This is a genomic window from Pararhizobium sp. (assembly GCF_965279435.1).
Classification (GTDB): domain Bacteria; phylum Pseudomonadota; class Alphaproteobacteria; order Rhizobiales; family Rhizobiaceae; genus Pararhizobium.
The window spans coordinates 405,261-429,185 of sequence record NZ_CBDIHY010000003.1 but is presented as its reverse complement, the minus strand read 5'-3'; the positions used below and the strand labels follow the sequence as shown (position 1 = coordinate 429,185).

Annotated in this window: 25 protein-coding genes and 1 tRNA gene; 8 read left to right on the top strand and 18 right to left on the bottom strand. The window is 58.1% G+C overall.

The window, feature by feature from the left end:
* Positions 1 to 13: 13 nt before the first annotated feature.
* From lysA to argH, 3 genes are all read right to left on the bottom strand, one after another.
* The gene (gene lysA, locus ACQY8Q_RS07715; protein WP_428426071.1) at positions 14 to 1,282 is read right to left on the bottom strand and encodes a diaminopimelate decarboxylase; all 1,269 of its coding nucleotides are present in this window, start codon (positions 1,280 to 1,282) and stop codon (positions 14 to 16) included.
* A gap of 12 nt (positions 1,283 to 1,294) precedes the next feature.
* Positions 1,295 to 1,489 carry an LPS translocon maturation chaperone LptM gene (lptM, locus tag ACQY8Q_RS07710; RefSeq protein WP_428426070.1) on the bottom strand — a complete coding sequence of 65 codons (195 nt, stop codon included), beginning with the start codon at positions 1,487 to 1,489 and terminating at the stop codon, positions 1,295 to 1,297.
* Between the two features lie 94 nt (positions 1,490 to 1,583).
* The gene (gene argH, locus ACQY8Q_RS07705; protein ID WP_428426069.1) at positions 1,584 to 2,987 is read right to left on the bottom strand and encodes an argininosuccinate lyase; all 1,404 of its coding nucleotides are present in this window, start codon (positions 2,985 to 2,987) and stop codon (positions 1,584 to 1,586) included.
* Positions 2,988 to 3,017: 30 nt separating this feature from the next.
* Here argH and tlpA point away from each other — a divergent pair, with 30 nt between their 5' ends.
* Positions 3,018 to 3,698: a thiol:disulfide interchange protein TlpA gene (gene tlpA / locus ACQY8Q_RS07700; protein ID WP_428426068.1), complete on the top strand. Its 681-nt coding sequence runs from the start codon at positions 3,018 to 3,020 to the stop codon at positions 3,696 to 3,698.
* A gap of 6 nt (positions 3,699 to 3,704) precedes the next feature.
* Here the strand turns inward: tlpA and ACQY8Q_RS07695 are convergent, their stop codons facing one another.
* Positions 3,705 to 4,742: a GlxA family transcriptional regulator gene (locus ACQY8Q_RS07695; RefSeq protein ID WP_428426067.1), complete on the bottom strand. Its 1,038-nt coding sequence runs from the start codon at positions 4,740 to 4,742 to the stop codon at positions 3,705 to 3,707.
* Between the two features lie 111 nt (positions 4,743 to 4,853).
* On the opposite strand from ACQY8Q_RS07695, the gene ACQY8Q_RS07690 reads away from it, so the two are divergent.
* Positions 4,854 to 5,324, top strand: coding sequence for an SRPBCC domain-containing protein (locus tag ACQY8Q_RS07690; protein WP_428426066.1), 471 nt, complete (start codon positions 4,854 to 4,856; stop codon positions 5,322 to 5,324).
* Between the two features lie 54 nt (positions 5,325 to 5,378).
* Positions 5,379 to 5,963 carry a glutathione S-transferase N-terminal domain-containing protein gene (locus ACQY8Q_RS07685; RefSeq protein WP_428426065.1) on the top strand — a complete coding sequence of 195 codons (585 nt, stop codon included), beginning with the start codon at positions 5,379 to 5,381 and terminating at the stop codon, positions 5,961 to 5,963.
* Positions 5,964 to 6,051: 88 nt separating this feature from the next.
* On the opposite strand, the gene ACQY8Q_RS07680 is transcribed toward ACQY8Q_RS07685, so the two are convergent.
* From ACQY8Q_RS07680 to ACQY8Q_RS07650, 7 genes are all read right to left on the bottom strand, one after another.
* Positions 6,052 to 6,924, bottom strand: coding sequence for a 3-hydroxybutyryl-CoA dehydrogenase (locus tag ACQY8Q_RS07680; protein ID WP_428426064.1), 873 nt, complete (start codon positions 6,922 to 6,924; stop codon positions 6,052 to 6,054).
* A 229-nt stretch (positions 6,925 to 7,153) separates the two neighbouring features.
* A complete protein-coding gene (locus ACQY8Q_RS07675; protein WP_428426063.1) occupies positions 7,154 to 8,083 on the bottom strand; it encodes an electron transfer flavoprotein subunit alpha/FixB family protein in 930 nt (309 codons plus the stop codon).
* Between the two features lie 27 nt (positions 8,084 to 8,110).
* Positions 8,111 to 8,860, bottom strand: a complete 750-nt coding sequence (locus tag ACQY8Q_RS07670) for an electron transfer flavoprotein subunit beta/FixA family protein (protein ID WP_428426062.1) — start codon at positions 8,858 to 8,860, stop codon at positions 8,111 to 8,113.
* A gap of 289 nt (positions 8,861 to 9,149) precedes the next feature.
* Positions 9,150 to 9,944, bottom strand: coding sequence for a rhomboid family intramembrane serine protease (locus tag ACQY8Q_RS07665; RefSeq protein WP_428426061.1), 795 nt, complete (start codon positions 9,942 to 9,944; stop codon positions 9,150 to 9,152).
* A gap of 39 nt (positions 9,945 to 9,983) precedes the next feature.
* Positions 9,984 to 10,562: a cob(I)yrinic acid a,c-diamide adenosyltransferase gene (locus ACQY8Q_RS07660; protein ID WP_428426060.1), complete on the bottom strand. Its 579-nt coding sequence runs from the start codon at positions 10,560 to 10,562 to the stop codon at positions 9,984 to 9,986.
* A 3-nt stretch (positions 10,563 to 10,565) separates the two neighbouring features.
* Positions 10,566 to 10,763 carry a twin transmembrane helix small protein gene (locus ACQY8Q_RS07655; protein WP_113246998.1) on the bottom strand — a complete coding sequence of 66 codons (198 nt, stop codon included), beginning with the start codon at positions 10,761 to 10,763 and terminating at the stop codon, positions 10,566 to 10,568.
* A 24-nt stretch (positions 10,764 to 10,787) separates the two neighbouring features.
* A complete protein-coding gene (locus tag ACQY8Q_RS07650; protein ID WP_428426059.1) occupies positions 10,788 to 11,621 on the bottom strand; it encodes an SDR family oxidoreductase in 834 nt (277 codons plus the stop codon).
* A 93-nt stretch (positions 11,622 to 11,714) separates the two neighbouring features.
* On the opposite strand from ACQY8Q_RS07650, the gene ACQY8Q_RS07645 reads away from it, so the two are divergent.
* Positions 11,715 to 12,656 (top strand): YihY/virulence factor BrkB family protein, encoded by a 942-nt coding sequence (locus ACQY8Q_RS07645; RefSeq protein WP_428426058.1) that lies wholly within the window; start codon positions 11,715 to 11,717, stop codon positions 12,654 to 12,656.
* On the opposite strand, the gene gluQRS is transcribed toward ACQY8Q_RS07645, so the two are convergent.
* The gene (gluQRS, locus tag ACQY8Q_RS07640; protein ID WP_428426057.1) at positions 12,651 to 13,538 is read right to left on the bottom strand and encodes a tRNA glutamyl-Q(34) synthetase GluQRS; all 888 of its coding nucleotides are present in this window, start codon (positions 13,536 to 13,538) and stop codon (positions 12,651 to 12,653) included. The two genes, ACQY8Q_RS07645 and gluQRS, sit on opposite strands and share 6 nt — an antisense overlap.
* A gap of 88 nt (positions 13,539 to 13,626) precedes the next feature.
* On the opposite strand from gluQRS, the gene ACQY8Q_RS07635 reads away from it, so the two are divergent.
* Together ACQY8Q_RS07635 and ACQY8Q_RS07630 are read left to right on the top strand one after the other, a co-directional pair.
* Positions 13,627 to 14,274, top strand: a complete 648-nt coding sequence (locus ACQY8Q_RS07635; RefSeq protein ID WP_428426056.1) for a DNA-3-methyladenine glycosylase family protein — start codon at positions 13,627 to 13,629, stop codon at positions 14,272 to 14,274.
* A gap of 108 nt (positions 14,275 to 14,382) precedes the next feature.
* Positions 14,383 to 14,940, top strand: a complete 558-nt coding sequence (locus ACQY8Q_RS07630; protein WP_113246994.1) for an HNH endonuclease — start codon at positions 14,383 to 14,385, stop codon at positions 14,938 to 14,940.
* 215 nt (positions 14,941 to 15,155) lie between these two features.
* Here ACQY8Q_RS07630 and ACQY8Q_RS07625 read toward each other — a convergent pair whose 3' ends face one another.
* Positions 15,156 to 15,665, bottom strand: coding sequence for a disulfide bond formation protein B (locus tag ACQY8Q_RS07625; protein ID WP_428426055.1), 510 nt, complete (start codon positions 15,663 to 15,665; stop codon positions 15,156 to 15,158).
* Positions 15,666 to 15,684: 19 nt separating this feature from the next.
* Entirely contained in the window at positions 15,685 to 16,272 is a 588-nt protein-coding gene (locus ACQY8Q_RS07620) for a YqaA family protein (protein ID WP_428426054.1), read from the bottom strand.
* Positions 16,273 to 16,449: 177 nt separating this feature from the next.
* Here ACQY8Q_RS07620 and ACQY8Q_RS07615 point away from each other — a divergent pair.
* A tRNA-Leu gene (locus ACQY8Q_RS07615) sits at positions 16,450 to 16,534 on the top strand.
* A 323-nt stretch (positions 16,535 to 16,857) separates the two neighbouring features.
* Entirely contained in the window at positions 16,858 to 17,808 is a 951-nt protein-coding gene (locus ACQY8Q_RS07610) for a DNA adenine methylase (RefSeq protein ID WP_428426053.1), read from the top strand.
* A 268-nt stretch (positions 17,809 to 18,076) separates the two neighbouring features.
* Here the strand turns inward: ACQY8Q_RS07610 and istB are convergent, their stop codons facing one another.
* The 4 genes from istB to ACQY8Q_RS07590 form a co-directional block, all read right to left on the bottom strand.
* Positions 18,077 to 18,871, bottom strand: a complete 795-nt coding sequence (gene istB / locus ACQY8Q_RS07605; protein WP_428423465.1) for an IS21-like element helper ATPase IstB — start codon at positions 18,869 to 18,871, stop codon at positions 18,077 to 18,079.
* Positions 18,861 to 20,381: an IS21 family transposase gene (gene istA, locus ACQY8Q_RS07600; RefSeq protein ID WP_428423463.1), complete on the bottom strand. Its 1,521-nt coding sequence runs from the start codon at positions 20,379 to 20,381 to the stop codon at positions 18,861 to 18,863. The genes istB and istA overlap by 11 nt, the downstream gene beginning before the upstream one ends.
* A 527-nt stretch (positions 20,382 to 20,908) precedes the next feature.
* Positions 20,909 to 21,577, bottom strand: a complete 669-nt coding sequence (locus ACQY8Q_RS07595) for a hypothetical protein (RefSeq protein WP_428426052.1) — start codon at positions 21,575 to 21,577, stop codon at positions 20,909 to 20,911.
* Positions 21,578 to 22,109: 532 nt separating this feature from the next.
* Positions 22,110 to 23,792, bottom strand: a complete 1,683-nt coding sequence (locus tag ACQY8Q_RS07590) for a DUF262 domain-containing protein (protein ID WP_428426051.1) — start codon at positions 23,790 to 23,792, stop codon at positions 22,110 to 22,112.
* Positions 23,793 to 23,925: the final 133 nt, after the last annotated feature.

Below are 23,925 nucleotides of genomic sequence, written 5' to 3'. Positions count from 1 at the left end.
CGCTGGCCTCGCATCAATCGAGCCAGTCGGGAACCGAGTCGAGACCGATCAGGTCTTCATAGGTCGTGCGCGGACGAATCACATGGAAACGATCGCCCTTGACCAGCACTTCGGGTATCAGCAGGCGGCTGTTATAGGTGCTTGCCTGCACCGCGCCATAGGCACCGGCTGTGCCGATCGAAATCAGGTCTCCGGGCTTTGGCATGGCCATTTCGCGGTCGAGCGCCAGGTAGTCGCCGGTCTCGCAAACCGGGCCGACGATGTCGGCCTTGATGCGCGGCGCATTGGCGGCCGATATGCGTACCGGCTGGATCTCGTGATAGGCCTCGTAGAGGGTCGGGCGGATCAGGTCGTTCATGGCGCCATCGACGATGACGAAGGTTTTCGAGCCGCCGTCCTTCACGTAGACGACTTCCGTGACCATGATGCCGGCATTGCCGACGATCAGTCGGCCGGGCTCCATGATGATCTTGCAGCCGAGTTCGCGCAGCTGGTCCTTGACGATCGTGGCATAGGCATCCGGCAGTGGCGGCGGGTTATTGTCCAACTTGTAGGGAACGCCAAGTCCACCGCCGACATCGACGTGAGCGATGCTGTGGCCGTCGGCGCGCAGGGTATCGACCAGTTCGCGCAGCAGCTTGAAAGCATCGGCGAAGGGCTGCAGCTCGGTGATCTGGCTGCCGATATGCATGTCGATGCCGGTGACCTGGATACCGGGCAGGGTCGCGGCATGGGCATAAACGGCGCGCGCGCGTTCATAGGCGATGCCGAACTTGTTTTCCTTCTTGCCGGTCGAAATCTTGGCATGGGTCTTGGCGTCGACATCCGGGTTGATGCGGAAGGAGACATGCGCCTTCTTGCCTTCGCGCACGGCGCGGGCATTGAGCACTTCCAGTTCCGGCTCGGATTCGACGTTGAAGCAGTAGATGCCGGCGTCGAGCGCCAGGTCCATTTCGGCAGCCGTCTTGCCGACACCGGAAAACATGATGCGGTTTGCCGGAATACCGGCGGCCAGCGCTCGGCGCAGTTCGCCGCCCGACACCACATCGACACCGGCGCCCAGACGCCCGAGTGTCTTCAGCACGGCCTGGTTGGAATTCGCCTTCATCGCATAGCAGACCATCGCGTCGATATCGGAAAACGCCTTGGAGAAGACCGAATAGTGCCGTTCCAGCGTGGCGGTGGAATAGCAATAGAAGGGAGTGCCCACCGCCTTGGCGATGTCGATGACGGAGACGTCTTCCGCAAACAGAATGCCGTCACGATATTCGAAATGGTTCAAGGGAGTGCTCTGTTACAGGAGGGGATCGAGGAAGAAGGGCTTGCCGCGCGCTTCGTCCTGTTTTTCGGTGCTGCCGGGTGCCGCCTTGGTGTTGATCGGCGCGCTTGAGCCCGGACGATCGAGGTCGCCCTTGCGGCCGCAACCGGTCAGCGTCAGGCCGGTAACGGCAAGCGCTGCAAGCAAAATGGTGGTGTTTCGTGACAGCATGAAGTGTTCCCGGTCCGGGCGATCAAGCCCTTCGTGCAAATTTGTCAGAACTCATATCGGCTTTTCAGGGCATTGTGCACCCTGAATCTTATCTTCAGTTGCGGGTCCGCCACCAGGCAATCTGCTTGCGCACTTCGCTGGGGGCGGTGCCGCCGAAGGAGGTGCGGCTGGCAACCGATGCCTCGACGGTCAAGACGCCAAATACCTTGTCGGTGATATCAGGATGGATTGCCTGCAGGTCTTCGAGAGAAAGCTCGGCCAGTTCGCAGGCCTTCTGCTCGGCCAGCGCCACGGCGCGGCCAGTGACGTGATGGGCGTCGCGGAAGGGCAGGCCAGCCTCGCGCACCAGCCAGTCGGCAAGGTCGGTCGCGGTGGAATAGCCGGAGCCGGCGGCGGCCTTCATCCGGTCCACCCGGATCGTCATGTCGCGGACCATGCCGGTCATCGCGGCAATGGCCAGTTCCAGGCTCTCGGCCGAATCGAACACCTGTTCCTTGTCTTCCTGCATGTCCTTGGAATAGGCGAGCGGCAGGCCCTTCATGACGGTCAAAAGCGCGATCAGCGAGCCGTTGATGCGGCCGGTCTTGGCGCGCACCAGTTCGGCAGCGTCCGGGTTCTTCTTCTGCGGCATGATCGAGGAGCCGGTCGAAAACGCATCCGACAGGCGCACGAAACCGAATTGCGGTGTCGACCAGATGACGATCTCTTCGGCGAGCCGCGACAGGTGTACGGCGCAGATCGAGGCGATCGACAGGAATTCCAGCGCAAAGTCACGATCCGAGACGGTATCGATCGAGTTGCGGGTCGGCTCGCGGAAACCCAGCGCCTTGGCGGTCATATGGCGATCGATCGGAAAGCCGGTGCCAGCAAGGGCTGCAGCACCGATCGGGCTCTCGTCCATGTGCTCGATGGCGTGGCGCACCCGCTGCCGGTCGCGGCCGAACATTTCGACATAGGCCATGCAGTGATGACCGAAGGTGACGGGCTGGGCTGTCTGCAGATGGGTAAAGCCCGGCATGACGGTTTCGGCATGCTCTTCGGCGCGATCGAGGAAGGCGGCGATCAGGCCTGTCAGCATGCCCTCGCACTTCTGCAGCTCTTCCTTCACCCACAGGCGGAAGTCGAGCGCGACCTGGTCGTTGCGCGAGCGTGCGGTGTGCAGGCGTCCGGCCGCCGGGCCGATCAGGGTAGCAAGCCGCGCCTCGACGTTCATATGGATATCTTCGAGCTGGCGGGAGAATGCGAACTGTCCGCTTTCGATCTCTGACAGGATCGTGTCGAGACCGTGAACGATCTTGTCTTTATCCTCTGCCGAAATGATGCCTTGATGGGCCAGCATGGTCGCATGCGCCATTGAGCCGCGGATGTCCTGGGCAAAAAGCTTCTTGTCGAAGCCGATCGAGGCATTTATCTCCTCCATGATCGCAGCCGGTCCTTGAGCAAAGCGACCGCCCCACATCTGGTTGGAGCTTTTGGTTTCAGAAGTGCCGTCAGCCATGAAAATGCCCGCCCTGGAGAATGACCCGTTTTGGAAAATGAAGTAAACGACAAGAAGAAACGCTTTCCTCCTGCCAGACTGGTGATGATCGCTGCCCTCGGAGGGCTGATCGCCGGTGCGGCAGCGGTATACGTCAGGGAAAGCGGGTCTGGCAATGGTGTGGCGGTGGAAACCGCCGATGCCAAGATCTGCGAAGCGGCGAAAGACAAGGTCGCAGCCATCACGCCGTTCCTCAAAGGTCAGGTCGCGGCCATGGCCCCGGCCAGCGAGCCCCGGCAACTGTCGGGCTTGAATTTCAAGGACAAGGACGGCAAGGATCTGACGCTTGCCGATTTCGGCGGCAAGACCGTCCTCCTCAATATCTGGGCGACATGGTGTGGTCCGTGCCGTGAAGAGATGCCGGCGCTGAACGCGCTGCAGAAGGTTGCGGGTGGCGACACATTCGAAGTCGTGGCCGTGAACATCGATGTCGGCGACGATACGAAGCCGACGGCCTTCCTCAACGAGACCGGTGTTCACGAGCTTGGCTATTACCGCGATGCGTCGATGGGCATCTTCAATGGGCTGAAGAGGGAAGGCCTTGCCTTCGGTCTGCCGGTGACGCTTTTGATGGACGACAAGGGTTGCCTGATCTCGTCGATGAACGGTCCTGCCGCTTGGGACAGCGACGATGCGAAGGCCCTGATCAAGGCGGCTACCGGTGGCATCTAGTTTTTATCAGGCCTCGGTGCGCAGTCCGGCCGGCTGAAAACGCTGCCGGTATTGCGCCGGGCTCAGGCTCGTGATGCGTTTGAACAGGCGGCGAAAGAAGGTCGGGTCCTCGTACCCGACCTCGGCGGCAATGCCGTCAATGCTGTCACGGGTGGTTTCCAGCATCTGTTTGGCCTCCTCGATGCGGATCGCCTGCACGTAATCGACCGGCGTATAACCGGTGGCCTTGGTGAAACGCCGTTTGAAGGTCCGCTCTGCCAAGCCGGATTGCTCGACCATTTTTGTCACCGGGTTCGGTTTCGGATAGTGATCCGCAATCCAGCTCTGGCTTTCGGCGATGACGGCATCGTCGTGCTGGCGAGGGCGCGTCATTGCGGCAAAGGGCAATTGTCCGCCGCTGCGATCACCGATCAGAAAGATCTTTGCGGCGCGCATGGCTTCCGCCGATCCGCAATAGCGTCCAATCAGGTAGAGCGACAGGTCCTGCCAGGAGGACGCGCCACCGGCGGTGAGCAAGCGGCCCTCATGGCCGCTGTCACAGAGAATGCGGTCGGGACGGAAACGAACGGCCGTGTAGCGGTCACGGAACAGTTCGGCCGCACTCCAGTGCGAAGCGGCATCACATCCGTCAAGCAATCCTGCCTCGGCCAATAGCACCGAGCCACTGCAGGTCGAGCACACCAGCGCGCCTCTCTCCAGCGCTGCCCGCACCCAGGCAATTTCCTGCTCCCACCGTCCTTCGGGACTGCCCCGTAGCGGCAGTTCAACATCGCAGACGATCACCACATCGGCATCATCACCGCCGCCGATCGACGCCTGCGGCGTAATCGGAACGCCGATGATAGAGGTGAATGGTTCGGCGGATTTCGCGACGATGCACGGGGCGATCTCCCGGACTTTCTCCGTCTCACCAGTCAGGCGCGGCCAGATTTTGCCAACGGAGCCCAGCACCTCATAGAGCCCATAAACGGCCATCGGTGCGGTTTCCGGCAGGACCAGAATGCTGACACGCAACGGCGGGGATGTGAACTGTTTTGGAAACATGTGGACAATTTGGCACGTATGCCCCGTTTTTGTCCATCCTGCCTCTGAGGGGCGGTCAGGTGAAAGGCTAGGGTTCCCAGGCAATCACGCAACGTCTTGAGGAGTAGGGCCATGAACGCGTCCAATATTCACCACACCACCCTCGTTTTCGAGCGCAGTTTCGCCACAAGCCCGGCAGAGGTTTTTGCCGCCTGGACCAGCCGGGATGCCCTTCTGGACTGGAGCGCGCCGGGGGAAGGCTGGGACATGACCTACCGGGCTTTCGACTTCCGGGTCGGCCATACCGATATCTGCGCATTCGGCCTCTCGGGCGAGGAGCCTTACATCAACACCGTGCAGTATCACGCCATTCGCCCAGATCAGTATTTCGTCTATGCGAGCACGATCTCCCACCGCGACGTCCTGCTGTTTGCCGGCACTGTCAGCGTCGTGTTCTCGGTTGCCGACGGAGGCACAACGCTGACCCTGACGGAGGCTGGTGTCTATTTCGATGGCGACAGCCCCGAGGGTCACCAGGAGGGCTGGGACGCCATGCTGAACGGATTGACCGCATATCTTGACGGCAACCGGCGCGCGGCCTGACGGTGTGTGCTCCCAAGACCCGACATCCATCTCGCCAACTGAAGGAATATCACCATGAGATACTACTATTCACCCGGCACCAGCGCGCTTGCCGGCCATATTGCCCTGCTGGAAGCGGGTTTTGAGCCGGAACTGTTCAAGGTCGATATCATGGCACGCAGGATTGAACGGGAGGGAGACTATCTCACGGTCAATCCGAAAGGATACGTGCCGCTTCTCGAAATCGGCGAAGGGGTAAAGCTGACGGAAACTGTCGCGATCCTGGACTGGATCGCCGAGAACATGCCCGGTCACGCTGCCCGCAGCGCAATGGAGCGCCACCGGCGGATCGAGATGCTGGCATTCCTGTCCAGCGAGGTGCAAAGGCCTTTTGCCTATTCCTTCTTTCTGCCGGGAGACGAGGCCGTGGCCATGCTTCGCGGCATGATCGAGGAACGCTTCGTGCTGATCGCCGATCAGGTCACGGGCGGCTATCTGCTCGGCCAGCTAGCCGGTGTCGAGGATGCGCTGCTGTATGTGATGCTGCGCTGGGCGCGGATGGTCGGCATGCCGGTTCCGAAAAATCTGATCGTTTATCGCGATGCCATGGAAGAGCGGCCAGCGGTCCGGCGTGCACTTCGCGAGGAGGGACTGATCTAGTTTTTCCGCTGCCGGAACTCACTACCCAGCAGCAGCGCGGTTATCGGCTCTTGCGTCCCGAGACCTTGGGTATCGCGATCAGGCTGGTTTAGCGTGTCGGAACGGGAACTTCGCCACGATAGTCATAGAAGCCGCGGCCGGATTTGCGGCCGAGCCAGCCGGCTTCGACATATTTCACCAGCAGCGGGCAGGGGCGGTATTTCGAATCCGCCAGCCCGTCATGCAGCACCTGCATGATCGACAGGCAGGTGTCGAGACCGATGAAATCGGCGAGCTGCAGTGGCCCCATCGGATGGTTGGCGCCGAGCTTCATTGCGGTATCGATGGCATCGACGCTGCCAACACCTTCGTACAGCGTATAGATCGCCTCGTTGATCATCGGCAGCAGGATACGGTTGACGATGAAGGCTGGAAAATCTTCGGCAACGGTGATCGTCTTGTCGAGCGAGGCGACGAATTGCTTGGCCGTGGCGAAAGTGCCTTCTTCGGTGGCAATGCCGCGCACCAGCTCGACCAGCTTCATCACCGGCACCGGGTTCATGAAATGGATGCCCATGAAGCGTTCCGGCCGGTCGGTCGCGGAAGCAAGCCGCGTGATCGACAGGGAAGAGGTATTGGTGGCGAGAATGGCGTCGGCCTTCAGGACTGGACAGATCTGGCCGTAAATCTTGCGCTTGACGCTTTCATCTTCGGTGGCGGCCTCGATCACCATGTCCATCGGCGACAAGTCGTTGACATCGGCGGAGCCCTTGATCAGCGACAGTGCTTTCTTGCGCTCTTCGTCGGTCAATTTGCCGGAGGAAACCTGGCGTGCCATGTTGCCGTTGATGGTTGCAAGACCAGCTTCAACGCGGTCGGCCGAAATGTCGTAGATATGCACCTTGTAGCCGGCCGAAGCCGATACCTGGGCAATGCCGCAGCCCATTTGTCCAGCGCCAACAATTCCGACATTCTTGATCATCGAGCCGATTTTCCATCATCCATACGAAACGGCGATTGCGCTTCCGTTCGTGCAAAAAGCAAAACGCCCGTGGGGGCAAGGTATTTAGATCCCAGTGATAAAGGCATCGCGGCCAATTTTCCAGCCTTTATTCACGGCGGATGCCATTGTCGGTTAAGGAAACGCATTGCTTCTAAAACGAAAAACGGCCGCGCAGAGCTGCGCGGCCGCATATGTCATTTTTTAAAGCTCAGAGTGCTTTTTCAAGCTCTGGCAGGATAGTGAAGAGGTCACCGACGAGGCCGTAGTCGGCGACCTGGAAGATCGGGGCTTCCTCGTCCTTGTTGATGGCGACGATGACCTTCGAGTCCTTCATGCCGGCCAGATGCTGGATGGCACCGGAAATGCCGACGGCGATATAGAGCTGTGGTGCGACGACCTTGCCGGTCTGGCCGACCTGCCAGTCGTTCGGGGCATAACCCGCATCGACGGCAGCGCGCGATGCGCCGACGGCAGCACCGAGCTTGTCGGCCACCGGCAGGATGACCTCCTGGAACTTTTCTGCGGAACCGAGCGCGCGGCCGCCGGAAATGATGATCTTGGCCGAGGTCAGTTCCGGACGATCCGACGAGGACAGCGCGTCCTTGACGAAGGTCGAGAGGCCGGGATTGGCGGCAGCCGAAATGGTCTCGACCGGGGCCGAACCACCGTCTGAAGCCGAGGCGAAGGACGCGGTGCGCACGGTGATGACCTTCTTGGCCTCGCCCGATTGCACCGTCTGGATGGCATTGCCGGCATAGATCGGCCGCTTGAACGTGTCGGCCGAGACGACTTCGGTGATTTCCGAGATCTGGGCAATGTCCAACAGTGCTGCAACGCGTGGAAGCACGTTCTTGCCGGTCGATGTGGCCGCCGAGATAATCGTGTCGTAGGAACCGGCGAGCGATACGATCAGGGCTGCCAGGGGTTCGGCCAGATTGTTGGCAAGGTCGTCGCTTTCGGCAAGCAGCACCTTGGAAACACCGGAAAGCTTTGCAGCAGCGTCTGCAGCAGCCTTGGCGCCCTTGCCAGCCACCAGCACATGCACATCGCCACCAATCTTGGCAGCAGCCGTCAGTGCCTTGGCGGTCTGGTCGGACAGGGTTGTATTGTCGTGGTCAGCCAGAAGAAGAATGGCCATGATGTTAGTCTCCTTATTCTGGAATTCTTAGAGGACGCCGGCTTCGTTTTTCAGCTTGTCGACCAGTTCAGCGACCGACTTGACCTTGATGCCGGCCTTGCGGCCACTTGGCTCCTCGGTCTTCAGAACTTTGAGGCGCGGCGTGGTATCGACGCCGAAATCGGCTGGCGTCTTCTTGTCGAGCGGCTTCTTCTTGGCCTTCATGATGTTGGGCAGCGAGGCATAACGCGGCTCGTTGAGGCGCAGGTCAGTGGTCACCACGGCCGGGAGCTTGATCTCGATGGTCTGCAACCCGCCATCGACTTCGCGGGTAACCGCAGCCTTGCCATCGCCGAGCTCGATCTTCGAGGCGAAGGTGCCCTGGGCCCAGCCAAGCAGTGCCGACAGCATCTGGCCCGTCTGGTTGCTGTCGTCATCGATCGCCTGCTTGCCGACGATGATCAGGCCCGGCTGTTCGGCTTCCGCTACACCCTTGATGATCTTGGCAACCGCCAGAGGTTCGACGGCATCGTCGGTCTCGACCAGGATCGCCCGGTCGGCGCCCATGGCCAGCGCCGTGCGCAAGGTTTCCTCGGCCTTGGCCGGACCAACGGACACGACAACCACTTCCTCGACCTTGCCGGCCTCCTTCAGCCGCAAGGCTTCCTCGACCGAAATCTCGTCGAACGGGTTCATCGACATCTTCACATTGGCAAGCTCGACACCCGATCCATCCGGCTTAACCCGGATCTTCACGTTGTAATCGACGACACGCTTGACGGTGACCAGAACTTTCATGATGTCCTTCCTTAACGAAACGTTGGCGAGAAAATGCGCTTTAACGCAGCGGCCTGATTGTCGGTTGGCGACATCGATACGCGTTTTTTCTCCAATTACAATCTTTGCCCAGTGCTCCTCCGCAAGATTGCCATGGGAAAAATACTGACGTTTACGTGCGCATCAATATTAAATTGGAAGAGCGCGGTCATCTTCTGCAAGGCGATGGAGCTCTGACGTGAGGTCGGCACTCGTAACGCGCTGATTTTCAATCGGATATTGCAGCACGCCCGCGCCTGTCAGGCCAATGTCAGTTGGGCCGGCCCCAGGGTGTTGGCTTGTTCACCGTCTCTGCGGCAGCGGCAGGGGCCGCCGCCGTTGTCGCTTCAACATGCCGCACCGCGCGTGGCGTAACGATCGTGCGGTCGAACAAGGGCACGTCGCGGCGTCGCAAAATGACCACCAGGATCAGTCCGGCAAGGATGCCGCCGACATGCGCACCCCACGACACGTCGCCTTCTGGGTCGATGAGCACCATGAAAAACTGCTGGCCGATCCAGAAGGCCAGCGGAATGAAGGCGGGCAGGGGCAGCGGAATGCGGAACATCACCAGCACCCAGACACGCACCTTCGGATGCAGCAGGAAATAGGCCGCGATGACCCCGGAAATGGCGCCCGATGCGCCGATCAGCGGCGCTTGCGATTCCGTGTTGATCAGGCCATGCGTTAAAGCACCGGCGGCCGCGCAGAGAAGATAGAAAAGCAGGAAGCGGAAATGCCCCAGCGCATCCTCGACATTGTCGCCGAACACCCAGAGGAACAGCATGTTGCCGGCCAGATGCCAGAAGTCGCCATGCAGGAAGGAATAGGTGAGGTAGGTTGCATCGTCGGGAACCAGCACGAGGTTCGGCGCCAGATGCGCATAGTCGAAGGCAATGGCCGGAATATAACCCAGACCCATCGTCGCGGCATTGGTGAATTCTTCCGGGACCAGCAGTGGCCCGGTGACCAGCCAGACGAGGGTATTGATGATGATCAGGCTGATCGTGACATACTGGACCTTGATATGCTTGAGGGAATTCGCGTCGTGCAACGGTATGAACATAAGCGCGTCAGTCCCTCGAAACGGTGATCCGTGTCATGCTTATCTGTTTTTTCCAGGAACCCAAAGCACATCCGACTTGCCCTTGCCGTTGGTCCAGCGGGCGGCAACGAACAGGAAATCCGAGAGCCGGTTGACATAGGCCAGCGCCTCGCTGCTGACGATCTCACCGTCCACCCGGGCCAGATCCACCATCAGCCGCTCCGCCCGCCGCGCCACGGTGCGGGCGATGTGCAATGTGGCCGCAGCGCCGCTGCCGCCCGGCAGAACGAAGGAGCGCAGCGGATCAAGGTCGGCGTTGAGTTGGTCGATCTCAGCCTCCAGCCGCGTGACCTGTGCGGCAATGATCCGCAGCGGCTCGTAGGCCAGCGTCTCGCCGGTATCGGGCGTCGAAAGGTCGGCGCCGAGATCGAACAGGTCATTCTGGATGCGCATCAGCATCGCATCAAGCGTTGCGAGGTCCTGTGTATGCTGGCGTGCCAGTCCGATGAAGGAATTTGTCTCGTCGATCGTGCCATAGGCATCGACGCGCAGGTCGCTCTTCAGGCGGCGCGGGCCGGTGGCGAGCCCCGTCGTGCCGTCATCGCCCGTCTTGGTGTAGATCTTGTTGAGCTTCACCATTCGTCAGCGTCCGCCGCCGGTGATCCACAGCGTCAGCATGATCAGAACGATCGCCACCGCCTGCAGGAACACGCGGGCCTGCATCAGCTTGTTGGATGTATTGCCGTCGCCACCTTTTGCCATGTGCAACAGGCCGCGGACCAGAACGATGGCGACAAGGCCCATGACGAGCAGTGTCAAACCGGTGAGAAAACTATGCATGTGACTTAACCCTTGCCTTTCAGCTCAGCCGAGGCGGCCAATAAAACGATAAAACAGCCCGGCCGGTAGCAGTTTCTTCAAAAGCGCACCCTGCTTGGCCGGCTGTGTCACGATGTAATGCGGCTTCGGCTTCTTCGCGGTCAATGCGCGTTTCAGCGCAGTATACACCGCATCGGGCTCGAGCTTGCCTCTTGCCGGGCCGCTCTCGCCCTTCAGCCGCCGCAACTGGCGTTCGTATTCCGCAGCATGCACCGAACCCTTGAGGTCGATGAAGCGTTCGATATTGATGAGCGCATTGGCAGTGAAGCGCGAGGTGATTGGCCCGGGTTCGATCAGGCTGACTTCGATGCCGCTGCCTTCAAGCTCCATACGCATGGTGAGCGTCAGTCCTTCCAGGGCGAATTTCGAAGCATTATACGCCCCCCGCCATTTATAGGGAACAATGCCGAGAATGGACGAGCACTGCACGATCCGACCGTGACCCTGTGCCCGCATCGCCGGGATGATCCGCCGTGTCAGGTCGTGCCAGCCGATGACATTGGTCTCCATCTGCAGCCGCAGCGCCTCCACCGGCAAATCCTCGACGGCACCCGCCTGGCCATAGGCACCGTTGTTGAACAGCGCGTCCAGCCTGCCGCCGGTGCGGGCAAACACCTCGTCGACAAGTTTGGATATGGTGTCCGGTTTGGTATAATCCATCAGCAAGGCCTCGATGCCGTCGTTTTCGAGGGCTGCGAGATCCTCCGCCTTCCGGACAGTGGCAAACACCCGCCAGCCGTCCTTTAACAGGGCGCGCGCGCACCAAGCACCGATGCCGGACGAGCAGCCGGTGACGATTATCGAGGGACGGTCGGTCATAATGGGTTGTTTCCTGTAGAAATTGCCGCCCGGTTTCCCATATTCATGAACGGGTTACAATCCGGGGAGCATGATGAGACAATTGGAGAGAGAATGCCGGCCTTCATTCGCATAGCCTGGAAGGTCGTCTTCGATGCCGTCTGGCATTTCAGCGAAGACGACGGCTGGGCCATGGCAAGCCATGTGGCGCTCTCCACCCTCCTGGCGATCTTCCCGTTTCTGATCTTCGGAACGGCGCTCGGCAGTTTTCTCGGCGCCGACCAGTTTGCCACGACGGCGGTGCATTTCATCTTCGATACCTGGCCCGAATCGATCGCCAAGCCGATTTCCGATGAGGTGGTGCGGGTATTGACCATTCCGCGTGGTGGGCTGCTGACCGTGTCGGTGCTGGCTGCCGCCTATTTCGCCTCCAACGGCGTTGAAGCGCTGCGGGTGTCGCTCAACCGCGCCTACCGGGTGGCCGAAAGCCGTCCGTGGTACAAGACGCGCGTCGCGAGCCTTGCCTTCGTCCTTGCCGGCGTGCTGGTTCTCGCTATCGTCAGCCTGCTTCTTGTCGCAGTGCCGCTCGCCATCCGCTATGCCGGAACCTATCTACCCTGGTTCAACGGCCTGTTGTCGATGATCGACAGCTGGAGCCTTGCCGGGGTCTTCGTCATGCTGACCACCGGCCTCATTGTCAGCCACCTTTGGCTACCGGATGGACGCCGCAAGATCATGGATGTCCTGCCGGGCATTATTTTGACGCTGATCGCCTGGTCGATCGGCGCCTATGTCTTTGCTTCCTACCTTTCGACCTTTGCCAACTATGTCTCGACCTATGCCGGTCTTGCCTCGATCATGATCGCGCTGGTCTTTCTCTATATCGTCGGCGTCATCTTCATCCTCGGTGCCGAGATCAACGCAGCGATCATGAAATACAAGGTCAAGCGTATGGTGATCCGCCACATCATGGGACCGCGCGAAGATGAGGTGAAAGCGGAAGACGTTCCGGCAGCACCCGGAGAGACGGACCTCCTCCTGAAAAAGGCCCTATAGGACCATCGCCCGTACATCGTCCGGCGTCTTGCCCGCCTCCCGGAAGGCGGCAATGCCGGTGTCGCGATTGCTCTTCGACAGCTTGCGGCCGTCGGGGCCGAGGATCAGCCGGTGGTGGTGATAGGCCGGCTGGGGGAGATCCAGCAGGCTTTGCAGCAGCCGGTGCACTGATGTGGCATTGAACAGATCGTTTCCCCGAACCACATGGCTGACACCCTGCAGTGCATCATCGACGGTGACGGCCAGATGATAGCTCGACGGTGCGTCCGAGCGTGACAGCACGACATCGCCCCAGGCAGCAGGGTCGGCCGTGATCACACCGGTTTGCCCATTCGGGCCGGTGCCGGTGTCCTGCCATGTCAAAGGCTCCTTCAGTTCGGCAAGCGCCTTGGCCATATCCAGCCGCCAGGCATGCGGTTTGCCACCGGCCAGCAAACGTTGACGGGCATCGGCTGAAAGCCTGCGCTCCTCGCCTGGATAAAGCGGCGCGCCATCCGGATCGCGCGGCCAGGCTTTGCCTTTCGCCTCGAACTCGCCGACCGCCGTTTTGATTGCCCCCCGCGTCAAAAATGCCGGATAGACCAGATCGCGGTCGATCAGTGTGCCGAGCGACTTTCGGTAGAGATCGAGATGTTCCGATTGCCGCCGCGCCGGTTTTTCCCAGTCGAGCCCCAGCCATTGGAGGTCCTCGACAATTCCGGCCTCGAATTCCGGTGTCGAGCGGGCGATGTCGATATCCTCGATCCGCAGCAGGAAACGTCCGCCCTTGGCCTTTGCCATGTCATGATTGAGGATGGCTGACAGTGCGTGGCCAAGGTGAAGTTGACCGTTCGGGCTTGGCGCAAACCGGAACACCGGTTGTTTTGACACAGTTTTGTTCATAGTTTCTTCTTGGCATGGAAGCGGGCTTCCGGCCATTGATTTTGCCCTTATATAGACCGGACATCGATGTCGCAGCGGAGGGCTGGAGATGCGGATCATCCGCACGCACGAGGATATCAATGCCGGTCTCAGCGGGCTGGTCATGCTGGATGCACGGTTGGAGCATGTCGTCTCGAAGGCAGGCCCGGTGCCGCTGCGCCGCACCAACCCCGGCTATCGCGGCATCGCCAACATCATCGTCTCGCAGATGGTCTCGAAAGCCAGTGCTGCGGCGATCTGGAGCCGCATGGAGGCCGCACTCGGCGCTATCGATGCTGCCAGCGTCATGGCCATGTCCGACGACGATTGCCGGCTGCTCGGGCTGTCGCGCGCCAAGGCCGATACGCTGCGACGTGTGGCGCGTGCTGTGCTTGACGGTGAACTCGATCTGGAGGCGATCTGTTCAATTGAGGGTCGTGCTGCGATCCGCGAGATGACCGCCATCAAGGGCGTCGGCCGCTGGACGGCGGAGGTCTATCTGCTGTTCTGCGCCGGCCATCCGGATGTGTTTCCGGTCGGCGATGTCGCTCTGCAAAATGCTGTCGGTCATGCCCTGATGCTGGAGATGCGCCCGTCGGTGCGCGAGCTTGATTCGTTGACCGAACTCTGGGCGCCGTGGCGCAGCGTCGCGGCGCGCCTGTTCTGGGCCTATTATGCCACGGAAATGCGCCGGGATGGCACGCCGGCCACTCCATAAGACAAAAAGCGAATCTTTTGTTTCCTTTTTCCTTTTGGCTTCACAATCCTGACGCAACGGGCCTAATATAGAAGGTGCAGGTGCCGAATCGAGCAGGAGTATACTGGCTTGACGATTGCAGTCTCACCACACGGCCTCCCAGCGCTCGTGCTGAACGCTGACTATAGGCCGCTGAGTTATTACCCCTTGTCGCTGTGGTCCTGGCAGGACGCGATCAAGGCCGTTTTCCTAGACCGTGTGCATATCCTGGCCGAATACGATCATCAGGTCTCTTCCCCCAGCTTCTCCATGCGCCTGCCGAGCGTCGTCTGCCTGAAAAGTTATGTGCAGCCATCCCGTCATCCGGCCTTCACACGGTTCAACGTCTTTTTGCGTGACCGGTTCGAATGCCAGTATTGCGGCTCGCCGGATGATCTGACCTTCGACCATGTGATCCCGCGCTGCAGCGGCGGTCAGACCACTTGGGAAAATGTCGTCGCCGCCTGCTCGCCCTGCAATCTGCGCAAGGGCGGGAAGCTGCCGCGCCAGGCCGGCATGTTCCCGCACCAGAAACCGTTCCACCCGACGGTGCAGGATTTGCACAACAACGGCCGCCTGTTCCCGCCTAACCATCTGCACGACAGCTGGATGGACTATCTTTATTGGGATGTCGAACTGCAGCCGTAGCGGTTTTGAGCATTTCTCGAGAGTAGATCGAGGCAGTCTGTCTCAACATCATCGCCATGCCTGTGCTTGTCGCAGGGATCCAGCCAGCCCGAGTGTTTGGGGTGAAAGGTCTTTTGACCCGACCGACATTGGGTCACAGGATCCCCGCCACAAAGGCGAGGAAGACGGAGAGTGGGGTTCGCTGATCGAAGGAGCCGTGCGCTCGTCGGCTAAGATTAAGCCTTGGTAGCACCGCGCAGCGCAATCCCAGCCAGGATCAGGCTGGCAATCACATTCCATCCGGCAAACGAAAGGCCAAGGACGCGCAGGGACGCATCTGTGCAGGATGGGCCGTGTTTGCTGTCGAGATCGCCGAGCAGGTCGCCGACATTGCCGGAAACGCCCGATGCCGATGTCGCACAGGTCGCCGGTCCTTCCCAGAAATGCCATTCGACACCAGCGTGATAGACGCCGGTTCCGGCCCCCACCAGCATCAGAATACCGATGACCACGAGCAGAGCGCGCGTCGTCCAGACGGGAAGCCGCAGAACTGAAGCGGCGATCGCGACGATGCCGATCGGGATGCCCCAATAGTAGGGCGTGCGCTGTATCAGGCAGAGCGCGCAGGGGATATAGCCGCCGATATGCTCGAAGGCGAGCGCGCCGCCGACGGTGCCCGTCATGCCGATTGTGGCGAGGATGGACGGCAAAAGGCCGCGGGGGGACTGGGTCAGGCTGTCGCTCACGGCGGGCTCCATCGGGATATCAGGCAAGGAAACGGTAGGCAGCAAACATGGCGATCAGCACGCCAGCGGCGGCGGCGGCCAAAAGCCCGAGGCGCTTTTCGATAAAATCGCGAATTTCCTCGCCGTAACGCTTCAGCAACCAGGCCAACAGGAAGAAGCGGGCGCCGCGGGCAACGATCGCCGTGATGATGAACAGACCAAGATTGATGCTGGCAGCACCCGCAAGGATCGTCACCACCTTGATCGGCGGCAGATGTGCCAGGCCAGAGGTGATGAGCAGCAGCACCAGCATCTCGTAACCGACCGAAGCTTTCATCGCCTCGAAAGCGTCGAGTTTGCCGTAGAAATCCAGGATCGGCCTGGCCAGCGCCTCGAAAGCGTAATGGCCGATATACCAGCCGGCAATGCCGCCTAGCACGGAAGCGATCGTCGCCACCAGCGCGTAACGGTAGGCGCGCTCAGGCCGGGCCAGCGCCATCGGCAGGAACAGGACATCGGCTGGAACGAGGAAGACGGAACTTTCGACGAAAGCAATGACTGCGAGCCACGCCTCGGCGGATTTCCGGGCGGCAAGCGACATAGTCCAGTCGTAAAGGCGTCGAAGCATCAAGCATTTCCAGTTTCGGTTCCCGCCTTTTAGGCAGGATTGGCCATGCTGTAAATGATTTGCTGCGGATGCGAATTGCACAGTTTTGTGATTCCCGCCTGCCGATCTTGAAAATCCCGGTTGACCGTTCCGAAAAGGTTCGTGTAAACGCTTTTTGCTACCCCGAAAGGTATCCGTGCCCCGTTGGCGGAATTGGTAGACGCGCCTGACTCAAAATCAGGTTCCGAGAGGAGTGCTGGTTCGATTCCGGCACGGGGCACCAGCACCTGAAAATCATATTGATTTTGCTCGCCTTTTCGCTACCGAATGCCCAGAAGCTCGGTATCAGGCGGGAGTCTGGACACTTATCCGTTCCACTTTCGTCCCATTCGTTGGCCTTGTCGGGCGAGTTAACAATTGCATCGCGCTTGATGGGAGCACCCGCGTACCTGAAAGGGTACAATGATCGGGGTGTTGATTCGAACACAGCTGGCCGAAAACTCCTTTGAGGCGTGTGGAAAAGTCTCAGTCCGTGGGGACGCCAAGGCTAACAATTTGCACTCAGAGCTTCACAGGCTGTATAGCGTGATTTGAAGCGCTTAATCGTTGGGTAAAGGCCGGCACAATTTTTACTGGTCAATCTCCAAAGTATTGCTCGAAATGCCACCGAAAGAGCCAACGAAGGGCAACGATTTGGATCACGTACCGCTGAACCCGAATGATCCGTCACTACGATCGATCTCACCATTCCGTTATCCTGGCGGAAAGGCGTTTTTAAGTGCATTTCTTGCTCAGCGACTTCCCGACGTCGAGGGCGAGCGCCACTACGCGGAGCCGTTTTGCGGCGGAGCTGGCGCGGCTCTGGTTCTTCTGAAGTCGAGACACGTGAACCACCTTCATCTCAATGATGCCGACATCAGGATATACTCGGCATGGCGCGCGATGCTCACGGAAACCGAGCGGTTCGTCGAGAAGCTTTTGACAACACCGGTTGCTATTGACGTTTGGCATTGGGCATCCGACTTGGCCAAACGAGGCTCACAGGGTGTTTATGACTTCGATTTAGGCTTCGCGACTTTCTTTCTCAACCGCACAAGTCGTTCTGGCATCATCGTCGGTGCCGGTCCAATTGGCGGTTACAATCAGACGGGAACTTGGAAGATCGACGCCCGTTTCAATGCCAGTCAATTGGCAGAGCGGATTAAATGGCTGGGGTCGGCCGGGCATAACATTTCCCTCACGAATGAGGATGGGTTGACGTTTTTGCATAGGTCTCTTACCCGCACTCCGCTGGAGAGGACACTATTTTTTGTTGACCCGCCTTATGTGCAGGCCGGTGGAAGACTTTACTTAAACGCCATGAATGAAGGAAAACACATCGCTCTCAGCGACATCCTTCAAGGTTCGGAATTAAAGCACTGGGTATTGACCTACGATGATCATCCGTTGATCCGTTCCCTCTACGATAAGCAGAATATATCGGACTTGAGTGTTACCTACAGCCTTCAGAACAAGCGAAAAGAAAAAGAAGTCGTTATTCAGCCGGTCTCAAGCTAGAGCAGCGGCACGGTATTCTTGAAGCCAAACAACAACGCTTCCAATTTGATCCGCCTCGTCCACCATCGTTCCAGCTTCGGCACGCCGAAGGCCTGAGTAAGCATGGGCTGGTAACCGAAGTCGATCGATCAGCGCCCGGTGAAACTGGTTCTGGGCTACCCAGGTTCTCTTATCCCACACCCGAAATGGAATGATTTGTTGGTTTTCACGCGGAACTGAGCCGGTTTTTCCACCGAGAAGTGAGCCACCTCTAAGTATGGTTTTTTGATCAGGCTCTGGTCAAGTGACTGGCTTTTTCTCCTCTCTTTTGCGCTGCTGCGGCCGAGCTGGCTTTGAAGCGGAAGCTGTCGTTCCCGGTTTCAAGGATATGGCAACGATGGGTCAAACGGTCGAGCAGAGCTGTGGTCATCTTGGCATCGCCAAAGACGGTGGCCCATTCGCTGAAGCTGAGGTTGGTGGTGATGATGACGCTGGTGCGTTCATATAGCTTGCTCAGCAGGTGGAAGAGCAGTGCTCCGCCTGAGGCACTGAACGGAAGATATCCGAGTTCGTCGAGGATCAGCAGATCGAGGCGAACCAGCGTCTCAGCGATCTGGCCTGCTCTGCCTTTGGCCTTCTCCTGCTCGAGCGCATTGACCAATTCAATTGTTGAGAAGAAGCGGACCTTTCGGCGATGATGCTCGATTGCCTGGACACCGAGGGCGGTCGCGACATGCGTTTTGCCTGTACCCGGTCCGCCGACAAGCACGATATTCTGCGCTCCGTCGATGAACTCGCATCGGTTTAGTTGGCGCACCGTCGCTTCGTTGATCTCGCTGGCGGCGAAGTCGTATCCGGAGATGTCCTTGTAGGCCGGGAAGCGAGCAGCCTTCATATGATAGGCGATGGAGCGGACCTCGCGTTCGGCCATTTCGGCTTTCAGCAATTGGGACAGGATCGGCACGGCGGCATCAAACGCTGGAGCGCCTTGCTCGATCAGGTCCGTGACGGCTTGAGACATGCCATACATCTTCAGGCTACGCAGCATGATGACGACGGCGGCGCTGGCAGGATCATGACGCATGACGACCTCCTACGATCCGGACCCGCAGACCGTCATAGCGTTCTACATTGGCCTTGGGTTCACGCAGCAAGGTTAGCGCCTGTGGCGTGTCGATATCGGGACCGTCTGTCGTCTTGCCGTCGATCAACCGATGCAGCAGGTTCAGCACATGCGTCTTGGTCGCCACGCCTTGATCCAGAGCCAGTTCCACAGCCCTGACGACAACCTGTTCGTCGTGATGAAGAACCAGAGCGAGGATGTCGGCCATCTCCCGATCACCACCGGGGCGGCGAAGCATCTGATCCTGCAGTTGTCGAAAGCCCGGCGGCAATTCCAGGAAGGGTGCGCCATTGCGCAAAGCACCGGGCTTGCGCTGGATGACGGCAAGGTAATGCCGCCAGTCATAAATCGTCCGTGGTGGTTTGTCGTGGCTGCGTTCTATGATCCGCGGATGTTCGCAGAGGATATTGCCCTCGGCCGCAACGACCAGTCGCTCGGGATAAATCCTCAGGCTGACGGGCCGGTTCGCAAAAGACGCAGGCACGCTGTAACGATTGCGCTCGAAGGTGATCAGGCATGTCGGCGAGACGCGCTTGCTCTGCTCGACGAAGCCGTCAAATGCGTTAGGCAATGCCATCAATGCTGCCCGCTCATCAGCCCAGACATCTGCAATCGTACCGGACAAGGTGCCATGCGCCGTCTCTCGCCACAGGTCCTGGCAATGCTGTTCCAGCCAGATATTCAACGCCGCCAGATCTGGAAAGTCCGGCATCTGTTGCCACAAACGTGGTCGGGCATCCTGAACGTTCTTCTCGACCTGCCCCTTCTCCCAGCCTGCGGCAGGATTGCAGAACTCGGGCGCAAAAACGTAGTGGTTCGTCATCGCCTGGAAGCGGACGTTGACCTGTCGCTCCTTGCCGCGGCCAACACGATCGACCGCGGTCTTCATGTTGTCGTAGATGCCGCGACCAGGTACGCCGCCAAACACACGGAACCCGTGCCAGTGAGCATCGAACAGCATCTCGTGCGTCTGCAGCAGGTAGGCTCTGACCAGAAACGCCCGACTGTGCGATAGCTTGATGTGTGCGACCTGAAGCTTGGTGCGCTCGCCGCCGATCACGGCATAATCTTCACTCCAATCGAATTGGAATGCTTCGCCTGCACGGAAAGACAGCGGAACGAATATGCCGCGGCCAGTCGTCTGCTGCTCAACCCGCCACTCACGGGCAAAGGCAGCGACCCGACCATAGGAGCCGGTAAAGCCGAGAACCACCAGATCGGCATGAAGCTGCTTCAGCGTTCGGCGCTGCTTGCGCGACCTCCCGGCCTCGGTCTTCAGCCAGGCCGCCAGTTTGTCGGCAAAAGGATCAAGCTTGCTCGGTCGCTCCGGTACCGTGAACGTCGGCTCGATCGTGCCAGCGTTCAAATACTTCGCAATCGTATTGCGCGACAAACCGGTATGCCGACTGATCTCGCGGATCGACTGCTTCTCGCGCAGCTTCATCCGACGGATGATGTTTAAAAGTCCCATGTGGATCACTCCGTTGCCCCCGTCGCTCACCGCGTTGGGGGGAAGGTCACATGGCTCAATTCTCAATGGAAATTATGCGTCTAACCGGCTCAGTTCTGAGTGGAAACCAACAGTCACTTTAAACAAAGGGGAGGTTAGCAACAGTTTCCGCAGCCTCGCACAGAAATTTTTAGAATCACCACGCCTCATAATTGCCACATTTTTTACACCGTCTTTTTCAGTGACATTGCTAATTGCTTCATTTTTAAATAACGTTAGAAAACAGCACGTTATAGCGAAGCAAAAGCGACGAAAAAAATGTTCTTGCATCGATGGGAGAAAAAGCACAAAAAGTGTAACGGGTTAACGGGATGTTATCGGCCGTTGCTGATTATATTGAACACGCAAATGGGGCATTGGCGGTGGTTCTTTTAAATCTGGTGTCATTGAAGACTTTGGGCCGACGGCGGGCCCCCTTCGATTCGCCATCGGCCCTAATAGAGATCGCCGCACCCGTGATAGGAGTGCGGCGAAGCTGTATTAAGGGCTCAGTTGATCTTTTGCCAAATGATCAAGATGAGCATAAGGATTTCGAAAGCTGCTTCACCTTCGTTACGTTCCTGCAGCGCTTTCGCAAGCTTCAGCAGTCGACCGGTAACGTTTATGATGAAGATCGCGTCGATCCCCTTTTCTTCGCGTCGGATTGTCTCAGGACTGTTTCTGGAAGCAACTTGCAACGGCTTCTTCCTGGGCAGGTCAGACTTCCGGCACGGCGGGGCCTGCCTTTTGAGGGGCGGGCCCCGTTTCCATCGAGTTTTTTTTCTTGGTTTCTTCATGCTTACGGTTCCTCTCTCAGGTTGATGTGTGGGGTCACCACACGCATAAAAGGCGCGTCCTACGGGATCACGCCTTTTAACTTGGTATAGCTCATGGATATTGATTTTCACGCTTCGCGCGGCAGCATCCTCGGCGGACCGCATGCAGATCGTGGAATGAAGACTAAGAATACGGGATTTGCGTTTGTCCAGCGGTCTGAAGTTTGGTGCTGTGTTGTGATGGGGATAATGGATGCCACGCTTCATTGAGCGAAGGAAGTGGAGTGTTCCGCAGCCGTTGAGTCGGCGATTGAGCACATGCGCCAATCGCTGTTCAACCTTAGGTTTTTCACCGCTCTTGGCCACCGAAAGCACCTTTGAACCTGCGTTAAACTGACGCAAGGGTCTCCCCTCAGGCACCCACAATGTATCATTTCAGGTGGAAGACAATACCTATTTTCCGGATGAAAGCCTTATCGTCTTCTCGGAATGGGTCAGACATTACGGTTTTGTGAAGGGTTTTCAGCAAGTTGATTCATCATATTGCGGGTGCGAAAAAAATTTATCGCAAGGCCTTTGAGCGGATTGCGGCGTGCCTTGTAGGGGACTTTGACTCAGGTACGCAATGAGCCGATCCTTGTCCCCTTATAGCAATTACGCCGATGTTCCCCGCTACCGGCGTCTATTATTCCGGCCGGTTATTGAGTTGGCCGCAGACGATGCTGATGGAATCAATCCACCCCGATGGCGCGGCGATACCCTCTTGGCTTTGCACTTATGCGTGTACGCCAGCGGCTTTGTCGCGTTGACTTCATGAACGCTCAAGGCGCGATGCTGCCGAGACGATTTAGCGGCTATCCGCCTTTTGCGAGGGGCGCGCTAGTGACTACGAGAGGTCTATGCGCAATCACCCCCTTAAAGACCGCGCTCAAAACTAAGCGAGCTCCCAGTTCTCCATGAGGACATTGATCAGCTTTTTCTGCCGATCCTTGATTGTCTTCGGTGCCCAATCCACTTGCGAAATAACTTGGCTCGTCAGTGCATAGGATGAAACGTTCTTTGTGCCCGAAAAATATAATTCACACTTGACCTTAAAATTGTAGTTCTGAGCGGCGGAATTTCGTTTTTTATTCAATGGAACAAGATTCGCAAGCCGATGGACCCACCGCCCTCTTTCGTCTTCGTCAGGCCACCACTCTGCCCATTCGCTGTCTTCGGACACTGTCTGTGGAAGAACATGTTCGATGGTCAAGACCTTGGGATCATACACGGCAGCGCCGTCGGAAATGAATGAATCAAGGCGAAGAATCAAATAATTGCGCCGACGCGGAGTCAGCTTATAAATGTCCCCGTCCAAGGCGCTGCGGAACTGCCTCGATGACTTCTTGTCAAAAGAAAGGGCTTCCATGGCATCTGGTTCGGTCCCGACTTCGATTTCCGAGATCAGGCCCGCGTAGACTTCTATCCGCTCGTTAACATTGAAACGGTCTATGTGCATGTACGCTGCCAAGCGTTCGAGCAATTGGAAGAACCGCGCCACTCGCAACGGCTTATGCCGGTTATTCTTCAGAAAGAGCATCGCCGGTGGAATCCAATCGGAGTTGTCAATCCGTTGGAGCCATCGAACATAATTATTGATGGATTCAGCATGCGTAGTCGCGACGAATGAGGCCGCACGTATATCGCTTAAAGCGTCAGCAAATGGGTCCAAGACGTCGTCGATAAATGCAGTCGGCTTGGGGTTTTTCGGGAGTACGTGAACCCGAAATTCTTCCAAGATCGAACGTTTTGCCTTCTCCCTTGAGTAAATCATACGGATGTAACTAAACAGGTCGTTGAAACCACTCCGAGTTAGTTCGACCTCCATTTCCTCCCATTTTTCGTTGTATTCTGCCCGAGTGGTCTCGTCCTTCATCTGGCCGATTATGTCAGCTTTGATGATATCTGTTGGCTGTAGATCAAGGCCACGACTATTCATCACGGAAAACACACGAAACGCAGATTCCTGGGTAGCCGTCGACACGGCCACAAGATAGCAGCGTGTGACGATGAACGAGACGAAAGCCTGCAGGTCTTCCACCGTTTGGAACCTTTTTTCGATCTCGGTCCGGAGATATTCGGCATTCGACCGGATGTTACGTTGGGCCTCATTCTCGAGTGACGACGCATCCAGTTCGGCCAGCTTTTCCAGCTGGAGGTTTTGGACATATTTTTTGAAGAATGGCGTATCTCGTTCTCGAAGTGAAAGTCGAGGTTTCGCAAGAATACCTTCAATTTTTTTTCCGGGTTCTATAATGTAAGATCTAAGTTCATCTTGGAGCTCGCCGTCGTGAGCACATGCGATTGCGGCGAGGAGTATCGTAAGGGTTGTCAATCGTTGCTGGCCGTCAATTACTTCAGCCAGCGCCTCGCCTTCGGACTTGATGAGGACAATACTGCCAAGAAAGTATCCTTCTTCGTCTTCGACGTCGTGGAATGCCGATAGATCATCCAGCAATTCCGAAGCTTGATCGACAGTCCATGCATACGGGCGTTGATAGGATGGAATTACGAACTCAAAGTCGGAGCTAAAGATCTTGGAAAGAGGATATTCTGCACCACTGATTTTCTTGGTCACTACTGCCTCCGGCGACGAGAAGCAAAGCGCTTCCTTGTCTGACAGCAGTAGAGCGATTCCCGCTGATATCTCAATCAAATGTTGTGTCGCGCATGTTTTTCAATAGAAATTCTGGGTCCGTATAAAGCCTCGG